We start from the raw sequence: 21,890 nt of genomic DNA, 5'->3' as shown, positions 1-21,890 counted from the left end.
TGCTCCTGCTCCTGATCAGGCGCGTAGCAAGTTGGCGATGAAAAAGAACAGGTAAATGCACACGACCAGGCTTGCGTCGAGATGCTTGATACTCCAGCGCTGAAAAGCAAAGCTGATAGCTCTGTGCAAATGCTGTATGAAAGAAACCGGCATCCTCAGTGATGGGTAAAACAAGAGCAATGCCAGCCATCTGGCACCAGGAATGAACAACAATGGCAACACAGAGATAGCCTGGGCCATGCGGTAGCCAGTCAACAGGAATTCATTGCGCGGACTTAAGATATGCCAACGAAAACCCATCACATGCATGGAAAATGTAAATTTTTGCCGTTTGACTTTGGGGATGCCAAACAAGATCAGCGACAAAATCCCATGCGCGAGCAAGAGGCCAAAATCCGCTAACAAGGCGTAAGCAAGGTTTGCCTCTACAAAAAATTGCAGCACAGGCGTGATGAGCATGGCCCAGGCCAGGATCCGGTTGAGCCTGACCCAGTTGGCTCTGGTCAGCAAAGTGAAATGTGGGAAGCTTGATGTAGTTGAGGTCATGATTTTTCCTGCTCCGCTTGATTGGTTCCGGCTTTTTTTGGGTGGCAGGTATGAAAACTGCCTGTCTCCTTATTCGCAAGCCGCGTGCCAGTCAGGAATTTTTCATAAGCCCTTGTTTTTTAAGAAAATTCAATTTATGCCTCAGCAAAACTGTAAGCTTGCTATATAGTTGACCGAAATTTACTATCAAGATTGTTGACAGTTACCCTTGATGAACGCCTACGGACTTTATTTTTTCTCACTCGCCTTGCAAGGCATCATCAGCCCCTTGCTGGCTATCTGGCTGTGGGTAAAGGCAGGGCAACAGCCAGGCATGAAGGCGCTGGCGCTGTTTTGCGTGGGTATAGGCCTGTGGGCAACAGGGCAACTGGCCATCAATCTGGGTGATGCTAAGACCAGTGAACTGGGCAAGATGCTGGTCAATACCGGCCCGGTGAATGCTGTGTTCTTCCTGCATTTTGTCTTGCGCTTCTTGGGTCGTTTGCGGCCAGCACGCATCATCGCCTGGTATGCAGTCGCTTTGCTGGTGGTGGTGGGAATTACCATTTTCGATATGGGCAGCCTCTTGCCCTGGCTGGCATTCAAACGCTATTACATATTTCCAGCCTGGGGCTGGATACCTGGCATCTTTGTCAGTGGCCTGAGTACCTGGGCTTACCTGCTCTTGCTGATGGCATGGCCTGCCGCAGCACCCAAGAAGCGGGGGCAAATCCTGGCAGTTTGCCTGGCCGGGGTCTGGGGTTCGGCTTCTACCCTCATGTTTTTGAATGCCTCGTTTGGCATACCTGTCTTCCCCTACAGCGTCATCCTGCTGCCTTTTTATGCAGTCTTGCTGGTACTAGGCATATTGCGTTATGACATGATGGCAGTAAACCTCTGGGCAAACCGCTTCCTGGCCTGGCTGGCCCTGAGTCTGTTGACGGTAGCTATTGCGGGTCTGGTGCTGAGCCTGGTGGCACAAACCGGCTTTAGCCCACTGGCGGCCTTGCCACTGTGGCAGTTATGGCTCCTGGGTACTGGCATGCTGCTCATGATGCTGATACTGGAAAGACCCATGCGCAGCTTTATGGAGAAACTGATCTTCCCCGGTGCACATCTCGAGGCGGCAGTCCTGAGCAACTGGCGCCTGCAACTGGAAGCAGCGGCCAGCTGGCAAGAGCTGGAAGCGGTTGCCTCTGCATTGCTGGAAACCCATCTGCGCCAGCCCATGCCTGTCTTGCTATTCCGTGATGGCGAACCTGGCAGCAGCGCTGCTGAACAACCATCTGTCATCTGTTACCGACAACAAGCACAGGCCGCTCATACAGAATGGCATTACGAATTGCGCCACTGGGAGGGAGCGACCCCCAGTGTACAAAGAGTCGGCGCAGTATTCGGTGCCCTGCTGGCTGCAGCAGCCGGGCGCCTGGATCAGTTGCTGCGTTATGCAGATCAGGAAAAACAGCGCTTGCAACAAGCACATCTGACGGAACTGGGTGGCTTGGCAGCCACCGTCGCCCATGAATTGCGCAACCCCCTGAACATCATCAGTATGGCTGCCATCTCTTGCCCCGCTGATGTACGAAATGACATACGCGAGCAGATAGAAAGAGCCGATCATCTGATACAGGATTTGCTCAGTTATTCCGGTGAAGTGCGCCTGAATTGTCAGCCTGCGGATGTCGCAGAATTGATTGATAACATCGTGGCGCAATTACGTCCTGCTGCCATGGCGAACAGCGTGCAAATCAGCAGCGATATCGAAGAAAATTTACGCGGCAAGATAGATCGCATGCGCACTGAGCAAATCCTCAATAATCTGCTCAATAATGCACTGGCGATGTTGCGCGGCAGACCAGATGCCCGCATCCACATCGAAGCGACGACAGACAAGCAGATGCTCAGGCTGCGCATCTGCGATAACGGCCCCGGCATACCGGCGGAACAGAAAACCGATTTGTTCCAGGCTTTCAAGAGTCGCCGCCCCGGTGGTACGGGCCTGGGCCTGGCGATAGTGCGCAGACTGGTTGAAGCCCATGGCGGCAGTGTGTCCTTGATCACCTATACAGGCTGGAATTGTTGTTTTGAATTTTATCTACCCAAATCACCATGACACCATGAGCATGCAAACTATTTTACTGGTCGATGATGAGCCAGCCTTTCAACGCCTGTGTGGCAACTGGCTGGCCAGCCTGGGTTATATCGTCAAGGTCGCGGCAACCGCAGAACAGGTACATGTCTTGCTGGCGGAGAGCAGCTTTGACCTGGTCTTGCTGGACCTGGCTTTGCCGCCAAGCTTCACACCCGATGAGGGCCTGGCACTATTGCCCGCTTTCGCACCTGTACCCGTGGTCGTCATGACTGGTCATGCAGACCGTGAACTGGCGCTACGTGCTATCAGCCTGGGGGCCTGGGACTTTTTACCCAAGCCACTTGATCCCGATATCTTGCGCGTCGTAGTAGATCGCGCGCTAAACAAAAGCCGTCTGGAACGTGAACTCGCACAATGGCGCGCCCGCGCCCTGCCAGACGATAACAGCATGGGCCTGATAGGCATCAGTGCCGAGCTGGCGGAACTACGTTCTTTGATACGCCGCATTGCGCCTACCGATGTACCAGTCATGATTACTGGCCCCAGTGGTACAGGCAAGGAGTTGGTAGCACGCGCCCTGCATGCCCAGGGCAAGCGGGCAGGCAAAGCCTTTATTGCTGTGCATTGCGGTGCCATACCCGCAGAATTATTCGAGAGTGAATTATTTGGTCACTGCAAAGGCAGCTTCACTGGTGCCGACCGCGACCGCAAAGGGCTGATCGCTGCGGCTGATGGCGGCACGCTATTCCTCGATGAGGTAGGTGAAATGCCCTTGCCCATGCAAGTCAAGCTGCTGCGCTTCTTGCAGTCTGGCAGCTTCTTTCCCATAGGCGCACGCGCAGAGTTGCGTGTCGATGTGCGCATAGTCGCAGCCACCAATCGTGATCTGGCGGTCATGGTCGAAGAAAAAAGCTTCAGGGATGATTTGTATTACCGTCTCAAGGGTATACAGATGCGCACCATGGCGCTGGCAGACAGGGCAGAAGACATCGCCCTGATAGCCCAGGCGATTGCGGCCAGATCAACACCACCAAAACGCCTGACGGCAGCGGCGCAGGAATGGCTGGTATCCCACGCCTGGCCCGGTAATGTCAGGGAATTGCAGCATTGCCTGCAAACTGCAATGGCACTGGCGGGTGAGATGAATGAAATCGTCGTTGATGACCTGGCACTGGCTTGCGGTGAGGTCGCAAGCGATGCACCTGTGGTGGATTCCGGTTTACTGGAAGAACAGGTAGCTGCATTGGAAAAGCGCCTCATCATCGGCGCGCTGAATGACAACCAGCGCAACCATACGCATGCAGCAAAACAACTGGGTATTTCACGCGTTGGATTGCTGAACAAGATGCGCAGGTATGGTTTGCGTGAGTAAGCAACGCATGCTTACTCAGCACTAATGCGCGGCAGAAAAAAGGCGGCTCAAATCCAGCACAGGTATGCTTTGCCCCTGTTGCTCAAAACAGGAAATCGCCATATCTTCCCAACCTGCTTCATCGAGACTGCTGGCCTGATTATCATCGACCAGCACACGTACAGGTGGTGCTGCCAGGTGTATGGCACCCAGGCCAGCAGCGTTGCTGACCGTATCATGAAACGCCACCAGCGCCAGGATATTGCCGGTGCAAGCCTTGCCACCCAGACGCACGGGTAATTGCATGACGGGTACGGCACGTTTTTGCCAGAAAATCACTTCCCGCATATATGCTGGTGCCAACGGTACTTCAAAGCTGTCTTGCGCATCCATGATTTGTATCAGTTCACGCTGGCCTATGGCAACCTGCCTGCCATCGCCAACATCCAGTAACCAGGCATTTGCGCTAGGCATGTTGTATCTCCTGGTGAACAGACGTGATTTGTGCAAATCCACCATATTGCAATAAATGCCTGGCATCGCTGAGACAGGCCAGACCATTTTCAAAGGGCATGATTGCCTGTATGGGTGTATTGGCCGTGCGCATGGCAACAGGCAAGGCATAGTCAGCATCTGACTGTTGATTGAGCACCCTGACATCATCACATAGCAAACCAAGAAAACCTTTACCAGTCGCCAGCATGACACAGGCTCGGCGTGCTGGCGGTATGCTGTTCAAAGTCTGCAATTCACCATTCAAGCTTAACACCGGCCAGCTTTGTCCCAGGTAAAGAATGCGGCCAACTGCTGGTGCGACGGTATCCTGACTCTGCAAATCCGCCACCGATTCCACTGCGCAGACATCTCCCTGTGGCAACATGAGTTGCATGCCATCGATGTGCAGCAACAGGCGGTTACGCACTTCTGTTTTCATCCCCGGCATCATCGCGCCCATGATCAGGCTCCTGTCAGACGGTTAATATGCTGCAGCAAGGCATCTTCACTGAAGGGTTTGACGAGATAGGCATCAACCCCCGCAGCATCACCCTGTTGCCTGTGTTTTTGCGTAGAGCGTGAAGTGATCATGATGATGGGGATACGTTTGTCGAGTTTGCGTGCACGTACATGGCTGGTCAGTTCCAGGCCATTCATGCGTGGCATTTCCATATCCACCAGAATCACATCAGGTATTATTTCATCCAGGATGGCAACTGCATCAAGGCCATCAATGGCGGTACGCACTTCATAACCAGCATCACGCATGATCTGCGCAGTAGCGCGGCGGGCGGACAAGGAATCATCCACCACCAGTGCGGTACGCACATGTGCTGCCTGCAAACTTGCCTGCGCTGGCAAGCCAGCATGGGCATCATCCATATTGACATACTGCTGGGTAGATGCGCGCAATAATTCAGGCAAGTCGATGACCGGCGCAACACTGCCGTCGCCCAGAATGACCGCACCTATCGTGCCCTGGATTTTTGGTACATAGCGACCAAATTTCTTGACCACGACTTCACGGCCATCGACCAGTTCCTGCACTTGTATTGCACAGGTTGATCCGGTATCGGTACTGACCAGCAGGACAGGATAGCCATAGCTGCGTGCTTCCTTGCGATGGTCCTGCATGCCCAGCAAGCTATCGAGCTTCAACAATTTATGCACGGCATCGCCAACACGATAGACAGGCTGGTCAGCCAGCGTATCGATTTGTGTATCGGTGATGTAGTGGATATCGATGATGCGGCGGCTGGATATTGCCATCATGTGGCCAGCCACGCGCGCCATCAGGGTATGTTCGGACAAGAGGCTGGCGGGCAGGCGTAATTCCACCACCAGGCCCTGGCCTGCGATTGAGCGCAGGTTCAGCGAACCTTTCATTTCCAGTATGCGTGCATGCACCATGTCCATGCCTATGCCACGGCCAGAAGTCTGGGTGCTGCTGTCGCGGGTAGAAAAACCCGGCACCAGGATCAGCCTGGCCAACTCTTCTTCAGACAGGATGCGTTCGGCACTGATCATCTTGCGTTTCAAGGCCGTACGGCGTATCGCCGCATAATCAAGGCCAGCGCCATCATCCTTGCAGCGCACGACAATGGAATTGCCTTCACGGGCAAAGCTCAGTTCTATCAGGCCATCTGCTGGTTTGCTCGCAGCCAGCCTGCTGGCTGCTGTCTCTATACCGTGGTCAACTGCATTGCGCAGGATATGCATTAATGGATCGGTCAGATCATTGAGCATATTGCTGTCGATATTGGTATTTGCACCCAGGATGTTCAGGTTGACCTGCTTGTCGAGCAAACGGCAAGTCTGACGTACACTGCGCTGCAGGCGCGATACGATAGTCGTTACCGGTACCAGACGTGTGCGTATGACGGCATGCTGGTTTTCCATTTGCAGGCGGCGCTGCACTTCCAGCAATTCCGCCAGACCATGCAATTGTTCGTCTATGTGATTAGACATTTCAAAGGCATCGGTGCGTGCTTCCACCAATTGCGCTGTGATGGTATGCAGCTCACTGTAGCGTTCAAACTCCAATGGGTCAAAATCACCATCAGTAGTACTTATACTGGCCTTTTTCTGTGGGCTGCTCATGCCGCGCACATCGACCAGGGTTTCCAGGTCGGCGATCAGCTTCTGGAACAGGATGTCATGCTTTTGTATGGCCTTGGATTGTTTCTGGGTCTGTTTCAATTGTTCCTGGATTTGCGCATTCGAGATGACATTTTCACCGGCCAGGCGCAGCAATTCATCGACTACTTTTGCAGGTACGCGCAACATAGGCTCAGCAGCATGTGAACCTGGTTCAACCAGGTCCAGTATCGCGCCGGCAGATGGGGTAGCTGATACATTTGCGGTAAGCGAAGCCGTTGGCACCGGCTCACTATGTGCCACAAAATCTCCACTGTTCATGTACCTGACATAGTCGCAAACCTGCTGCAAGACTTGCTGTGATTGCGCGGGAGCAGTACCGCCATCGACTACGGCTTCACCCATGGCTTCCAGACAATCGCCTGCTTCAGTCAACAGTGCTGCCAATGCCTGATCTGGCAGGCTTTGTTTATTACTGAGCGCAATCAGCAAGTCTTCCAGATGGTGGGTCAGGTTGGCGATACCAGCTATGCCCACGGTATTGGCGGCACCTTTGAGCGTATGCGCTGCGCGCTTGGCTTGCTCGACATCCTGCATGCTGCCCGCGCCATTGGAAAATTTTTCTATGGCACTGGTAAAACTGCCTACCTGTATCGGCAATTCCTGCAAGAGTCCGTCAAATAATTCGGTATTCAGATCATCAGGCAATTGTATGGAAACATCGCTTTGCGTGATTGCAACAGCGACATCTTCTTCATCATGACTGTCTTCTATCAGGTTGATATTGATCAGCTCGGAAAACAGGGATTCATGGCCATCCATGACTGTTGCCTGTGACCAGCAAGGATCCATCAGCAGTGACAGTAGTTCCAGCGCAGCGATTTCTTCTTTGGGCGCATTCAGGTATGTATTTAACCTGGCTGGTAACTCACCAAGCAGGCTGGCTTGCTGTTCATCCAGTGCCTGGGCTTGAGCCGCCACTACACCAGCGAAGAGCGACAAGAATTTATGCAGCGCAGTCAGTCCTATGGATTCGGAAGTAGTGGCAATGCGCAACAAGGCTTCAACATAATTTTGCAGCGCAAGACTGCGCAGTTCTTCATCATCACCCGCTGCCACGACTGCTGCCAGGTCTTCTGCCAGCATATCGCCCATAAGGCTAAATTCTTTGGCGAACAGTGCCAGCATGTCGCTGCTGATTTCTTGCACGGCTATGCTGGACTCCTGACCGGCTTGATCATTTTGATCAATTTGATCACTTTGCTCGTTTTCTTCTAGCTCAGTGTAGTGTGCCCCGCTGACCGGTTCCAGTCTGTTCCATGCTGGGTCATAAACCACATCCAGCAAGTTCGCCGCTGCTTCAGGATTTTCTGCATCAGCTATGCTGTCCATCAGCATGAGCGGGAAGCGCTGTAATGCGCTCAGCTCGGGTTCAGCAAGCACATCTTCGCTCGCTGATCTCAGGCAGAGCACATCGGCAAAGGCATGACAGGCATCAGCCACGGCATGCATGTTGAGCTGTGTGGCATAACTGGAGAATGCCAGTAGCTGCGCCGCATAAGATTGCAGGGTTAGCGCATCTGTTGCACCGCCCTGACCAAAATGCTCATCTGCTGCCAGCGTCATGATCAGGGCATCAAGAACTTCATGCAATGCTGAGATTGCTTGCTGATCTGGGGCCTGAGGTATTTCTTGCTGAGTAACTTCTGACGGGCTTTGTTCATCTTCGGCCTGCACATCGACCTGATGCTCTGCTTCATCCTCGATTGCCGCTGACGTGGCAGGTACCAGAAACAAGGGAGGCGGCTCTTCTACTTCAGTTGCAGGTGTCAGCGGATCAGTATTGAGTAACTGCCGCAATTCTCCAGAATCACCAGGACTCAAAGGCAGGGGCCAGCTGGCTGTCGATAGATGATCTATCAGGGTTTCTATATTTTTATCGCCATGATTGAGGGCATGGCTGGCCAGCAAATCCGGCCATTCACTGAGCAAGTGATACTCTTCATCACTGAGGCGGCGGTTCTGGTTATACAGGCTGATCAGGTTGCGTTCTATCAGCGCACACACCCAGTGCAAACCGGGCATGTCAGCCGCACTGGCTGCTGCGCGTATACGACGCAATTGCTCTATATAACAAGCCAGTGCGCGGGTGACTACGGCAACATCAGTAGAATGGGTGGCGTCTGTTTCCAGCGCATTGAATACCTCATCCAGAGCACCGAGGACGACATGGCTGAAATCTGTAGCATGGTTTTCTAGCTGTTCCATACTGCCTCAGATGGGTAAGTTGGAAAGAGAGAAACCTGCGCAAAGCCTTGCGCAGGTTTTGAGTGGTAATGTCAGGCCGCCAGTTTGAAGACGCGCACAGTAGACAAAAGCATCCTTGCATATTCCACCAGATTGGTGGTTTGCGCAGATTGTTCATCAAGCTGCAAGCTGGTTTCCTGATTGGTTTTCTTGATCTGTATCGCTCTGTCCAGCAACTCCTGACTGGCCTTGGCCTGGCCGTGGGATTTGATGGCAATTTGCTGTACCGATTCCACCAGTTCAGAAGTCGCATTCTGGGTTGCCTGCATTTGCAGACCAGCCTGTTCTGCCAGGCGACTGCCTTCTACCACCTGAGCAATTGCCGAGTTCATGGTGTTGACCGTATCTGAAGTTTCCAGTTGAATATTATTGACCAGGCCAGAAATTTGCAGCGTCGCCTGACGCGCATTTTCTGCCAGCCTTTGCACCTCATCCGCAACCACCGCAAAACCACGGCCGGCTTCACCGGCAGACGCCGCATGCATACTCGCATTCAAGGCCAGGATGTGAGTACGTTCGGCGATCGCATTAATCAGGCCGACCACGCCGGAAATTTCTTGCGAACGTTCACCCAGGCGTTTAATCCGTTTTTCTGTTTCGCGTATGATGTCGCGGGTACTGTTAATACCACCCACTGTGCTGTTTACCGTATCCATCGCCAGCCTTGTCGAGCGTATTGCATTATCAGCGGCGCGGTTGCAGGTTTGAGCCAGGTCAGCAATATTACGCATTTCTTCAGAGGCATTCGACAGTGACAAAGTCGTATGTTCCACTTCCAGCCTTTCTTCCGCCGCAGCTGCCATCACGTTGTCAGACTGGGCTTTCACTTTCAGCGTTGCCTCCGTCACGTCGGCAGAAATATTACTTACATCACGCAGTACTTTGGCAGTTTCACTGGTCAGCATGTTCAAGGCGTCGGATACTGCGCCGGTCACATCAGCGGACACGGGTACTTTCACTGTCAGATCCCTGCTCGCCAGTTGCGCCACTGCCTGCAACAAGACCAGCACAGATTCATTAAGTTTTTCATTTTCATCTTCGATGGATTTGCGGCTGGCTTCACGTTCATCCACCATCTTGTCAAACTGGCGTGACAGCTTGCCGATTTCATCAGGGTGATTACTACGCGCCCTGACGGTGGCATCGCCCTGCGTCAATTTCTGCATAACGCCGATCAGATGCGATACCGGTTTGGTGATGCTGCGCGTCATCCAGTAAGCAACACCGGCTGCCAGCAAGATGGAAAGCGCAGCCACTACGGCCAGCACATTTTTTGCATTCAGATAAGTGCTGTCGGCTGCGGAACCGTCCCTGTTCACCAGTTTGGTTTGGTAATCAATCAGGCTATCCATGGAAGAAAACCATTTTTCCTGATCGGCTTGCAGATTACCCAGCAGCCAGGCAGTCGCTTCCGTCTTTTTACCTTCTGTTGCCAGTCGCATGAATTCCCTTTGCGATGCACCGTATTTGGTACGTGCTTCTGTCGCGGTCTGGAAGATGCCTTTTTCTTCATCGCTGGCGATCAGTTTTTCGAAATTGGCGATATTTTCTTCCTGATTCTGTCTGCGTGACAAAATCAATTGCTGTTCTTTTTCAACTGCCGATTGATCATTCAGGAGCAGCATATTACGCATGGACCGTGCATTGGCATTAACGTTACCCAGCATCTTGTACGCCAGCACAACCTTGGGATAACTGCCGTCCACAATACGGTGGGTACCATCATTGATGCTCTTGAGGTTGGACATCGCCAGCCAGGCCGTTACCGCCAACAGCAATAACACCGCTGTAAATCCCAGACTGAGCCGGATACCAATATTCGGAGTACGTAATTTCATTTTGCTCTCCACAAGAAAAACATCAACAAAGACTGCTTGATCAAATCAACAGAAGGGGTTCAACCAGATTTAGCTTAAAGTTTTATGCTCTATGCTTTAAGCACTACGGCTGAGTTTTTCAAAAAAACTTTCATGATTGAAGTCCAGCCAGACCTTGTCATCCTTGACGAAGGCCGCTGGTACGTGGGCTTCCAGTGTTGCTGGCAGTTGCGGCATTTGTGTGATGGTGCGCAATTCCGTCAGCGGTTGCGGATAACTGTCTATCAGCATGCCAACAGCATTTTCTGCCTTGTCCAGTATCAAAAACAATTTCGATGCAGTGACTTCAGACCTGCGGCCACTGAGTACCAGCCCCAGATCAAAGATGGGAACCAGGTTGCCGCGCAAATTGATCAGGCCCAGCAGAAATGCGGCAGCACCAGGCAAGGGAGCAAGCGCCTGTGGCCGTATCACTTCACTCCCCACCTCAGCCCTGATCAGCAAATTCAGTGAACCTACGCGGTAGCCATAGCGTTTTCTTTCAACTAGCGGTGCCACATCGCTCCACAGCAAATCACCTGGCGGAGTGAAGCGCTCCAGAGCAACGCTGGGTGGCAGCCAATCTTTAGACTGCCCGGCATCGCTGGAAGTGAACTGGCTCATGACAGCTCCCTGGTTTGGTTTGACTCAATTAAAAATCAGGCAGCTATTTTGAGCTGATCAATAATCTGGTCAGCGGTATATGGCTTGGCGACATAACCTTTGGCACCTTGCAACTGACCCCAGATCTTGTCGGCTTTTTGTGATTTGCTGCTGACAAAAATGATGGGGATGTCCTTGGTTGCCGGGTCTTGCGTCAGGCTGCGGCAAGCTTCATAACCGTCCATCTCTGGCATGACGATGTCGAGGAAAATAATCGAGGGTTTTTCAGCCTTGGCTTTTTCCAGAGTATCCTTGCCACTGGATGCGGTGACCACCACATAACCGGCATCAGTCAATATGCTTTTGATGTTGGCCAGTTCAGTGGTGGAATCGTCAACAACGAGTGCTTTTTTCATGCCCATGATGTACTCCCGAGATGTGTAGATGAAACGCCCTGATCCTCAGGGCTGAGGTAAAAATGCAGACTTTGGCTTCGTGTCAGGTTCCCATGGCCAGACCATGCCCCTTGTCCAGACCCAGACTGGCGTCACCGCCACTGAGACTCTTTTCCACCACTGCGCGGAACTTCAGGTGCTCTACGGGTTTGGTCAGGTAGCTACTGCAACCAGACAAAGAACCACGTATGCGATCAAAGGGAGAAGACTTGCTGGTTAACATGACGACAGGAGTACGTTTGGTTTGTGGATGACGGCGTATGATCTTGCAAATCTCATAGCCATCTGCGCCTGGCATGACGATGTCAAGGAAGATGATGTCGTAAGTTTTTTTCTCCAGCATCTGCAGGGCTTGCTCACCTGTTTCTGCACAGTCGGAAGCGATCTTCATGGAGCGCAATTCAAGGTCGATCTTGATTCTCGCAGTAGGACTGTCATCCACGATCAAAGCACGGTGACCGGTCTGTAAGACCGATGCCGGGAAATTCTTTTGCAGCAGAGGCTGCACAATAGCTGCTTTGTCCATTTCTGCCTTCTGAGCAACTGCTGTACTGACGGGAGATGCCGCTGGCCAAACTTTTTCCAGTTCATCTGCTACCTGATCCAGCAAGGCCAGCATCTTGGTCGGCACCAGAGGATGCAATAAATGATATTTGCCTGGCTTCGCCTGCCCTGCATTGGAGATGAATACCGTGGCAGGTTCAGGAATATTGCGTGTTGCTATAAGTTCCTGCAAAGCCGCTCTGGCCTGGCTATTATCCGGGTCGAGTATGACGATATCAGGGTCAGCAGCCTGACCGGCATCGAACAGCGCATAGGAATGCTTGCGTCCGCTAGCCATGGTCAAGCTGAGCACACTGCGTACCAGACGCAATTCATACTCAGACAAACCAAATACACTAATCAGAATTTTTTTAGAAGCGCCGGGAAGCGCCGTAGAAATGCTGTTCATGAGCGACCTACCTCTTAACGAAAAACCGCCTATGCGGATTACGGTACCTGGCTGCCGTGCCGCGTTTGGCGAGGGCCCTATAGTTTTGCGTCCCACGCTTTCGGGTGGTTTGCCTTTAAACAACGCTGATGAAAATTCCTATGAATGAATCCTCATCCATAGGGCGGTACATCAACCACAGTGCCTCATGCGAAGCACCGTTACCCCAATGTAGTTCATGAAATTGCAAGTAACAAGGAAAAAGTTAACATTTTTTTGCTTTTCATTTTTTCTTGCAAAAAATATAAAAATTAGCACGACTGGCAGATTTTTGCGTATTTTGCGAGCACCTCAACAATACCCTGCTCCAGGCATTCGACGATCACTGCATGGCCTATGGAGACTTCCAGTATGTCGGGTATGGTCAGGAATTTTGCCAGGTTATCCAGGTTCAGATCATGCCCGGCATTCACCCCCAGCCCGGCATCCTGGGCGCGTTTGGCGGCAGCAACAAAACCCTGGAAAATCTCTTCTCCCTTTACCGTGCCAAAATGCTCGGCATAGGGTTCGGTATATAACTCGACACGGTCTGCCCCCAGCTCTTTGGCCAGATGCATGTCCTGATTGTCGTAATCAATAAACAAACTGCTGCGTATGCCCAGCGCCCTGAGGTCAGCCAGCACAGGGCGTAAAAAGTCAGCGTCCTTGCGTAAATCCCAGCCGTGGTCAGAAGTCAGCTGATCAGGCGCATCGGGCACCAGCGTGCATTGCGCAGGTTTGTTGCGCTTCACGACGTCCAGGAAGTCTGGCGCAGGATAACCTTCCACATTCAATTCCACACCACGCGCCTGGCATAACACGCCCAGGGTTTCCACATCAGAATAACGCGCATGCCTTTGATCCTGACGCGGATGCAGGGTAATGCCGCGTGCCCCCAAGTCCAGGCAGCGGGCAGCAAAGGCTTGCACATCAGGATAATTACGGCCACGTGAATTACGCAGCAGGGCGATTTTGTTGATGTTGATGGAGAGTGCGGTCATGGTGATTCCAAAGTCTGGGCAAGGTAATGAAAAATCGCTGGAACAATTTTCTGTTCAGGTATTCATCATGGACTTGCTTGTCGAATTGTACAAGTAACACAGCGGGGTGATTTGCTGGCGTATCTGTTTTACTTAAATGATCTGGTGATAAAAAAAGTAAAGCCAGCACAACAGTGCTGGCTTTACGGGACAAGCTTCAGGCAAAAATTTACTGCTGGAAAGCCAGCAACTGCGCCCCTTCAGTCACCTGATCGCCAATCGCATACAAGACTTCATCAATGACGCCATCATGCGGTGCAGAAATCGTATGTTCCATCTTCATGGCTTCCATGATCAGCAGGGCATCGCCCTTCTTCACTTCCTGCGCCTTGTTGACGAGCACGGCAACGATCTTGCCTGGCATGGGTGCAGTCAGGCGGCCAGTTTCAGCCTCGGCTTCACCGGCATGTGCCAGCGCATCGATGTAATGCAGGTCAGTGTGTCTACCCTGGCTGAAGACGTGGAAATGTTCGCCATCACGCACTACGGTAGCCGCCACAGTCTGTTCTGCAATCTTGATGACGATATCATTTTCATCGGCCAGTGCCAGTTTGACTTGCGCTGTCGCTGCACCGGCCTGCACTTGCCAGCCATCTGCAAGGTAAGTCACTTGCACTTCATGCGCCTGCTCTTCTTCTGTGAATTGCAGGCTGCGTTGCATGAGGCCGTTCATGCGCCAGCCGTGGCTGGATTGCCAAGGGTCACTACTACCACTTGCTGATTTTTCTGAATTCAACAGAGAGACAACCGCCAGTGCCAGCGTTGTCAGGTTCGCGGCTACCGGTGCAGGGAATAGTTCTGCCTGATTGCGTTCTATCAGACCAGTATCCAGATCAGCACCAGAAAAAGCCGTGCTGGTCACCAGACGCGACAGGAAGGCGATATTGCTGTGCAGGCCAACGATCTGGTATTGCGCCAATGCCTGCGCCATGCGCGCCAATGCTTCTTTCCTGTCCTTGCCCCAGACTATCATCTTGGCGATCATGGGGTCATAGAAAGGCGAAATCGTGTCGCCTTCACGTACGCCGCTATCGATACGGAAAGCCGCCGGATCAGTCGCGCCACCAAGTTCAAAATTCACTGCAACGGGAGTACGTGCATGGCGCAAAGTACCTATCGATGGCAGGAATCCTTTTTCAGGATTTTCTGCATACACGCGTGCTTCTATGGCGTGACCATGGATCTGTAATTCGCTTTGTTGCAGCGGCAATTTTTCACCGGCAGCTACACGCAATTGCCATTCCACCAGATCAGTACCGGTAATCATTTCTGTCACTGGATGCTCAACCTGCAGACGGGTATTCATTTCCATGAAGTAGAAAGAACCATCCTGGTTGGCGATGAATTCCACCGTACCGGCACCAACATAACCAACTGCTTTTGCAGCAGCCACGGCAGCCTCGCCCATGGCGGCGCGGCGTTCTGCTGTCATGCCTGGAGCTGGTGCTTCTTCCAACACTTTTTGATGGCGGCGCTGCACCGAGCAATCGCGCTCAAACAGGTAGACGCAATTGCCGTGGGTATCAGCAAACACCTGGATTTCTATATGACGTGGTCTTTGCAGGTATTTTTCTGCCAGCACTTTATCGTCACCAAAGGAGTTGATGGCTTCACGTTTGCAGGATGCCAGCGCATCCTTGAAGTCAGCAGACTTCTCGATGACACGCATGCCCTTGCCACCACCACCGGCACTGGCTTTGAGCAAGACCGGGTAACCGATACGGTCAGCCTCGGTATGCAAAAAATCGGCATCCTGATTATCACCATGGTAGCCCGGCACCAGCGGCACGTTGGCTTTCTCCATCAGGGATTTCGCCGCAGATTTGCTGCCCATGGCTTCAATTGCCGATGCTGGCGGGCCTATGAAGGCGATGCCATTTTTGGCGCAGGCTTCAGCAAATTCACTGTTTTCTGACAAAAAGCCATAACCCGGATGTATCGCCTGCGCCCCCGTCGCCAATGCGACTTGTATGATCTTGTCGGCACGCAGATAACTTTCTTTGGCAGCAGCAGGGCCTATCAATACTGCCTCATCACAAACCGCGACATGCTTGGCATTAGCATCGGCTTCGGAATACACAGCGACAGTCTTGATGCCCATGCGGCGTGCGGTAGCAGCAACACGGCAAGCAATTTCGCCACGGTTGGCGATAAGGATTTTGGTAAACATGTCTCTAACCTTTTGGGTGGATGTATCTACGATAATTGACTACGATTTTTCATCAGAAAAAGGCTTTGCCTTTCTCTGTGTCTCCATCTTTTGTCTTTGTGCTCAATGAGCTAAGTGCTGAAGACTTACGGTTTTAATCAACCACAACTACCAGCCTTCGCTTCTACTTTGCCACGCGTCTTCAAGCCCAGTTTGTCGAGCAAAACACGATCATCCTGCGCTTCAGGATTAGCTGTAGTCAGCAATTTATCGCCGTAGAAAATCGAATTCGCGCCAGCCAAAAAGCACATGGCTTGCACTGCTTCACCCATCTGGCGACGGCCAGCAGACAGACGCACACGCGCCTTGGGCATGGTGATGCGGGCGACAGCGATAGTACGTACAAATTCCAGCGGATCAAGCGGGTCCAGGCCATGCAAAGGCGTGCCTTCCACTTGCACCAGATGATTGACAGGCACGGATTCAGGATAAGGATTAAGGTTCGCCAGTTGTGCGATCAAACCGGCGCGCTGACGGCGTGATTCACCCATGCCTACGATGCCACCGCAACAGACTTTGAGACCCGCACTGCGTACATGACCAAGAGTGTCCAGCCTGTCCTGGTAATCGCGGGTGGAAATCACGTTGCTGTAAAACTCAGGTGCAGTATCGAGATTGTGGTTGTAGTAATCCAGACCCGCATCTTTCAGACGCTGAGCCTGTTCTTCCTTGAGCATTCCCAGAGTCGCACATGTTTCCAGACCCATGGCTTTGACTTCGCGCACCATGGTTTCGACTTTTTCCATGTCGCGGTCTTTAGGTGAACGCCATGCTGCACCCATGCAAAAACGGGTTGCGCCGTTTTCGCGGGCGGCTTTGGCAGCGTCCAGTACTTCACGTACATCCAGCAATTTTTTGGCTTCAACACCGGTGTCATAACGCGCAGCTTGCGGGCAATAGCCACAATCTTCTTCGCAACCACCAGTCTTGATGGACAAGAGTGTCGCCAGCTCCACATCACCGTCAGGGAAGTTGGCGCGGTGTGCAGTTTGCGCCCGGAACATCAAGTCATTGAAGGGCAAATCAAACAGGGCCAGTACTTCATCCACGGGCCAGGTCTCGGCTTCTATCTTCTTGACCGGTGGCTGGAATTGCATGGCTTGCAAAGTCGTATCAGTAGCTTGCATCTTTGTTTCCTTTTACTTCAATTGACTCAAATCCAGATGCGAGGCGGCGACTTTTGCCTTCTCGTGATCAGGAACATTCAAACGGGGAATATGCCCCAGCATGGGTGCTGCTATGCGCTCACGCAGGGCGGTAATATTTTCTTGCGGGTACAGCATGTTGACATCAACGGTATTGGCAACCCAGCCTGCCAGCTTCAGGCCTCGCGCGGCGATGGCTTCAACCGTCAGCAATGCATGATTGATGCAACCCAGGCGCATGCCGACTACCAGTATCACTGGCAAATCCAGGGCTTGCGCCATGTCTGCCGTCGTCACTTGCGCATTCAGGGGTACGCAAAAACCGCCTACACCTTCCACTATCACTGCATCTGCCAGTTCACGCAACTGTTGATAGCTGTTGACGATATGCGGCAGTGCTATATTTACATGCTCCAGTTCAGCCACGATATGCGGTGCTGCCGGTGTCTGCATCAGGTAAGGGCATACCAGAGCCAGCTCTGCCTTGACGCTGGATGCTGCCACCAGCGTGTCTACATCTTCATTGTGCAAGACACCGTCACGCATTTCTGCCCCAGCGGCTATCGGCTTCATGCCAACGCTTTGCAAACCTTGCGCCTGCATCGCATGCAGCAGAGCAGCGCTGACCAGGGTCTTGCCGATCTCGGTATCGGTGCCAGTCACGAAATAGTCATGCTGCCGCTTTTGCATCAGGCCACCTCGGCAAAACACTGGGCCACATAACTCATCTGATCCAGACGATTAATCGCCTGCACCAGTTGCAAGACCTGGATTTCTGTATGCGCCGCAGACAGGGTCACGCGCAGGCGTGCCGTACCGACAGGCACGGTAGGTGGGCGTATCGCACCTACCCACAAGCCCTGGTCCATGAGATTGCCAGCTACCCTCAGCATGGCGGCATTGTCGCCAATGAGCACAGGTTGTATCGCAGTATCCGATGGCATGCCCTGCCAGACTTGCAAATGCAGACCATCGCGGAACAAGCCTATCAGTTTCTGCAGATGCGCACGTCTTTGCTGGCCTTCTTCACCAGCAATGATGTCTATGCTGGTCAGCAGTGCGTGTGCCAATGCCGGTGCCGCAGCGGTCGTATAGATATAGGCACGGGCACGTTGCACCAGCCATTCAATCACCGTTGCGTCAGCCGCAACAAAAGCACCACCGACACCGGCGGCCTTACCCAGTGTGCCCATATAAACCAGATTCGGCGACTTGATCTGCAAATGTTCGAGCACGCCACGGCCATGCTGGCCCAGCACGCCAAAACCATGAGCATCATCGACGATAAGCCAGGCATCATAGCGTTCGCAAATTGCCAGCAGAGCACCCAATTCTGCAATATTGCCGTCCATGCTGAAGACGCTGTCGGTGACAACGACCCTGTGCTTGGTCTTGCATTGTTGCAGCATACGTTCCAGCGCTGTGTAATCGCGGTGCGGGAATACCTGCACGGTGGCACGCGATAGGCGTGCACCATCGATGAGGGAAGCATGGTTCAGGGCTTCAGAAAATACTGTCGTGTCTTTGTTGATGGCCAGTGCGGTGATGACCGCCAGGTTGGCCATATAGCCTGTGCAAAAATACAGGGCGCGGGCATTATCGATATGTGGCGAGACAAACTCGGCCAGGCGTTCTTCCAGCACCGCATGGGCACGGCTATGGCCGCTAATGAGGTGCGAGGCACCGCTACCAACTCCGTACAACGCAGCACCTTCCTGCATGGCTTCTGCCAGTTTTGGATGTGCTGCCAGACCCAGGTAATCATTGCTGCAAAATGCCAGCAGATCACGGCCATCGACTTTCATAGTTGGTGCTGAAGGTGTTTCTACTGTACGTCTTTGACGCAATAAATGTTTTTGGTCCAGCGCGGCCAGCTCTTGCTGCAAACCCTGTATCAGGGATTTACGTTGCGTGGCGATTCTTATGCCAGGATTATTTATTGCGGGATTGTTTTTACCAGCATCTGTCATGCCATTACCTCTTCAAATACCAGTCTGGTTTTATGCGCCAGCAAGCTCATTTCATCCTGCTCAAGGATGTAGGGCGGCAGCACATAGACTGTGCGGCCTATAGGCCGCATTAATAATTCCTGCTTCAGAGCCGCAGCAAAAAAGCGGCGTGAAAATGTCGCTGCGCGTTCTGCATCATCAACCACCGCATCAAAGGCGAGTATCATGCCTTGCTGGCGGAAGTGGCGCACGCGCGCATCATTTTTCAAATCGGCAAAAGCCGTGTTCAAGAATTCTGCCTTGACGCGGTTCTTTTGCAAGACCTTGTCATCTTCAAATATTGCCAGTGTCGCCAGCGCTGCCCGGCATGCCAGCGGATTACCGGTATAGGAATGCGAATGCAAGAAGCCGCGTCTTACATCGGCATCATAAAATGCCTGGTAGACAGCATCAGTCGTCATCACCAGCGACAGCGGTAAATAACCACCGCTAATGCCTTTCGACAGGCATAAAAAATCTGGCCAGATACTCGCAGACTCACAGGCAAAGAAAGTACCGGTACGGCCACAGCCTACGGCAATTTCATCAGCAATCAGATGGACCTGATACTGGTCGCATAATTCGCGCAAGCGCTTCAGATAGACTGGATCATGCATGGCCATGCCGGTCGCACATTGCACCAGTGGTTCTATGATGACGGCTGCAATCTTGCCTGCGCGTTCCTGCAATTTTGCTTCGAGTGCGGCAGCGGCGCGCAAAGCCACATCGGCAGCAGTTTCGCCAGTCTCAGCCAGACGCGCATCCGGTGACGCAACGACATGCGCACGCTGCAGCATGGGGCCATAGGCTTCGCGGAACAGGCTGACATCGGTTACCGCCAGTGCCCCCACGGTTTCACCATGGTAGCTGCCCTGTATGCAAATAAACTCTTGCTTTTCAGTCTGGCCACCATTACGCCAGGCATGGAAACTCATCTTCAGAGCAATCTCGACCGCTGATGCGCCGTCAGACGCATAGAAGCAATGGCCGAGGGCATGATTAGTCAGGGTCGCCAGTTTTTCTGATAATTCAACCACAGGCGCATGGGTAAAACCGGCCAGCATTGCATGCTCAAGCTTGTCGAGCTGGTCTTTCAGTTCTGCATTGATGCGGGGATTGGCGTGGCCAAACAGATTGACCCACCAGGAACTGATGGCGTCAAGATAACGCTTGCCTTCCATATCAAACAGCCATGCACCGCGGCCATGGCTGACGGGGATCAGCGGTACGGTTTCATGATGCTGCATCTGGGTACACGGATGCCATACATGTTGCAGGCTGCGTGCTACCCAGTCATTTTCTTGATTCAAATTCATTCCAGACAAATTAACGGTCAAAGTTCATTCCAGTTCCAGATTCAAGCCACGGACTGTGTAGTCTGAATGAGCTTCAAATGATTCTCTATATGCATGACATGGGCCTGGGCAAACTCTGCCTTGCTCAAACTGCCATAAGCAAAATGCGGCTCGATCTCACCCGCATGGTTTTCAAATTTCTGTAATGCGGCAATCAGCATATCGATACCGGCATTCACATCGCCACTTTCTGCGATTGTTGGCGCACCTGGTATTGGTTCAGTCAGGTTATGCGTCATCGCACCGGCGATTGAAAAAGCATAAAAGGCTGCACTGCCTGCCGTTTTCTGAAAGGCAGCCGGTTTCATTTCCGGGTAACCTGTCATCGAATACTCTATGCTTTGCGCCAGGTGCACAAAGACTTTATATGGCTGCCAGCCTGATTGACTGGCCAACTTATTCAATTTCAGACTGGCAAGTTTTGCCTGCATGTCTGGGATTGAAGTAATAACGACTGTGGACTTGCGATAAGTCACAGCGCACGCTACGGCCAGCAAAGAGACGCCCAGGCCTGTCAATACCAGTCTACGCTTTGTCATCTTTGTCAGCTCCTTTCCATTCTATTCTTGCTATCTGCTTAATATTTAAGCTGGATTCAACTTAACCAGTCTGGCTTGCGTTTTTCCAGGAAAGAACGTACCCCTTCACGGCCCTCATCCGATGCCCGTATCTGCGCTATGCCTTCTACCGTTCCTGCTATCAGTGCTGGCGTCAATTCGCGGCTGGCAACATCCTGTACCAGGCGCTTGGCCTGCTTCACTGCATTCGGGCTATTACTAACCAGCGCCTTGACGATCTCGGCCACTTTGGCATCCAGTGTCTCTGCAGTCACCACTTCATGAGCAAAACCCGTGCGATGCGCTTCTGCCGCAGTAAAACGCTCGGCAGTGATGAAATAACGGCGCGCCGCGCTTTCACCCATGGCCTTGATGACATAGGGCGAAATAGTCGCCGGTATCAGGCCCAGCTTGACTTCGCTAAGACAGAAATTGGCCGTATCCACACTGACCGCGATATCGCAAGCCGCTACCAGGCCCATACCACCGGCATAGCAGTCTCCTTGCACTTTGGCAACTACTGGCCTGCTGCATGTATAGATGGCGTGCAGCATTTCTGCCAGTTGGCCAGCATCCGCGAGGTTTTCCTCATGGGTGTAGTCAGCCATCTTTTTCATCCAGTTCAGGTCTGCACCAGCACAAAAAGCAGGACCATTCGCGGCCAGCACAATAGCACGAATGCTGTCATTCGTATCCAAATCGCGGAAAGCACTGGTGATTTCAGCTATGGTTGTTTCATTAAATGCATTGCGCACATCGGGGCGATTTAATGTCACAGTTGCCACGAAATCCTGAAAGCTCAGCTCGATATTTTCCATTTTAACAATTCCACTTAATTCGTATTT

General features: G+C 52.5%; 18 protein-coding genes and 1 riboswitch. Of the genes, 2 read left to right on the top strand and 16 right to left on the bottom strand.

All coding sequences use genetic code 11. The features are described from left to right. Positions 1-15: 15 nt before the first annotated feature. On the bottom strand, positions 16-546 hold the full coding sequence (locus tag AC3WQT_RS26120; protein ID WP_492708507.1) for a hypothetical protein: 531 nt from the start codon (positions 544-546) through the stop codon (positions 16-18). Between the two features lie 211 nt (positions 547-757). Between AC3WQT_RS26120 and AC3WQT_RS26115 the strand changes: the two genes are divergently transcribed. Both AC3WQT_RS26115 and AC3WQT_RS26110 read left to right on the top strand, forming a co-directional pair. After that, complete coding sequence (locus tag AC3WQT_RS26115) at positions 758-2,638, top strand: ATP-binding protein (protein WP_492708505.1); 1,881 nt, start codon at positions 758-760, stop codon at positions 2,636-2,638. Between the two features lie 10 nt (positions 2,639-2,648). Then, entirely contained in the window at positions 2,649-3,989 is a 1,341-nt protein-coding gene (locus tag AC3WQT_RS26110; protein WP_492708503.1) for a sigma-54-dependent transcriptional regulator, read from the top strand. 21 nt (positions 3,990-4,010) lie between these two features. Here the strand turns inward: AC3WQT_RS26110 and AC3WQT_RS26105 are convergent, their stop codons facing one another. The 15 genes from AC3WQT_RS26105 to AC3WQT_RS26035 all read right to left on the bottom strand — a co-directional run bounded on the left by AC3WQT_RS26105 (position 4,011) and on the right by AC3WQT_RS26035 (position 21,863). Then, the gene (locus AC3WQT_RS26105) at positions 4,011-4,442 is read right to left on the bottom strand and encodes a hypothetical protein (RefSeq protein ID WP_492708501.1); all 432 of its coding nucleotides are present in this window, start codon (positions 4,440-4,442) and stop codon (positions 4,011-4,013) included. Further along, positions 4,435-4,923, bottom strand: coding sequence for a hypothetical protein (locus AC3WQT_RS26100; protein WP_492708499.1), 489 nt, complete (start codon positions 4,921-4,923; stop codon positions 4,435-4,437). Before AC3WQT_RS26100 ends, AC3WQT_RS26105 begins: the two co-directional genes overlap by 8 nt. 2 nt (positions 4,924-4,925) lie before the next feature. Continuing rightward, on the bottom strand, positions 4,926-8,828 hold the full coding sequence (locus AC3WQT_RS26095; RefSeq protein ID WP_492708497.1) for a hybrid sensor histidine kinase/response regulator: 3,903 nt from the start codon (positions 8,826-8,828) through the stop codon (positions 4,926-4,928). Positions 8,829-8,899: 71 nt separating this feature from the next. Next, complete coding sequence (locus tag AC3WQT_RS26090; RefSeq protein ID WP_492708495.1) at positions 8,900-10,705, bottom strand: methyl-accepting chemotaxis protein; 1,806 nt, start codon at positions 10,703-10,705, stop codon at positions 8,900-8,902. Positions 10,706-10,801: 96 nt separating this feature from the next. Then, the gene (locus AC3WQT_RS26085; protein WP_492708493.1) at positions 10,802-11,347 is read right to left on the bottom strand and encodes a chemotaxis protein CheW; all 546 of its coding nucleotides are present in this window, start codon (positions 11,345-11,347) and stop codon (positions 10,802-10,804) included. 35 nt (positions 11,348-11,382) lie between these two features. Further along, positions 11,383-11,748 carry a response regulator gene (locus AC3WQT_RS26080; protein ID WP_422952007.1) on the bottom strand — a complete coding sequence of 122 codons (366 nt, stop codon included), beginning with the start codon at positions 11,746-11,748 and terminating at the stop codon, positions 11,383-11,385. Positions 11,749-11,824: 76 nt separating this feature from the next. After that, positions 11,825-12,733, bottom strand: a complete 909-nt coding sequence (locus tag AC3WQT_RS26075) for a response regulator (RefSeq protein ID WP_492708491.1) — start codon at positions 12,731-12,733, stop codon at positions 11,825-11,827. A gap of 39 nt (positions 12,734-12,772) precedes the next feature. Beyond that, positions 12,773-12,857, bottom strand: a riboswitch (cyclic di-GMP riboswitch). 166 nt (positions 12,858-13,023) lie between these two features. Beyond that, positions 13,024-13,752, bottom strand: a complete 729-nt coding sequence (locus AC3WQT_RS26070) for a pyridoxine 5'-phosphate synthase (protein ID WP_492708489.1) — start codon at positions 13,750-13,752, stop codon at positions 13,024-13,026. A 208-nt stretch (positions 13,753-13,960) separates the two neighbouring features. After that, the gene (locus tag AC3WQT_RS26065; RefSeq protein ID WP_492708487.1) at positions 13,961-15,961 is read right to left on the bottom strand and encodes an acetyl/propionyl/methylcrotonyl-CoA carboxylase subunit alpha; all 2,001 of its coding nucleotides are present in this window, start codon (positions 15,959-15,961) and stop codon (positions 13,961-13,963) included. A 137-nt stretch (positions 15,962-16,098) separates the two neighbouring features. Next, on the bottom strand, positions 16,099-17,127 hold the full coding sequence (bioB, locus tag AC3WQT_RS26060; RefSeq protein ID WP_370868662.1) for a biotin synthase BioB: 1,029 nt from the start codon (positions 17,125-17,127) through the stop codon (positions 16,099-16,101). A gap of 12 nt (positions 17,128-17,139) precedes the next feature. Next, positions 17,140-17,835: a dethiobiotin synthase gene (gene bioD / locus AC3WQT_RS26055; protein ID WP_492708485.1), complete on the bottom strand. Its 696-nt coding sequence runs from the start codon at positions 17,833-17,835 to the stop codon at positions 17,140-17,142. Then, positions 17,835-19,115, bottom strand: a complete 1,281-nt coding sequence (gene bioF, locus AC3WQT_RS26050) for an 8-amino-7-oxononanoate synthase (RefSeq protein WP_492708483.1) — start codon at positions 19,113-19,115, stop codon at positions 17,835-17,837. The genes bioD and bioF overlap by 1 nt, the downstream gene beginning before the upstream one ends. Further along, complete coding sequence (bioA, locus tag AC3WQT_RS26045) at positions 19,112-20,449, bottom strand: adenosylmethionine--8-amino-7-oxononanoate transaminase (RefSeq protein ID WP_492708481.1); 1,338 nt, start codon at positions 20,447-20,449, stop codon at positions 19,112-19,114. The genes bioF and bioA overlap by 4 nt, the downstream gene beginning before the upstream one ends. A 41-nt stretch (positions 20,450-20,490) precedes the next feature. Continuing rightward, positions 20,491-21,027 carry a DUF1569 domain-containing protein gene (locus AC3WQT_RS26040; protein ID WP_492708479.1) on the bottom strand — a complete coding sequence of 179 codons (537 nt, stop codon included), beginning with the start codon at positions 21,025-21,027 and terminating at the stop codon, positions 20,491-20,493. A 56-nt stretch (positions 21,028-21,083) separates the two neighbouring features. Beyond that, positions 21,084-21,863 (bottom strand): enoyl-CoA hydratase/isomerase family protein, encoded by a 780-nt coding sequence (locus tag AC3WQT_RS26035; RefSeq protein WP_492708477.1) that lies wholly within the window; start codon positions 21,861-21,863, stop codon positions 21,084-21,086. Between the last annotated feature and the right edge of the window lie 27 nt (positions 21,864-21,890).

Source organism: Undibacterium sp. FW305-107 (assembly GCF_058788535.1).
This window is presented reverse-complemented; position numbering and strand designations above follow the sequence as displayed.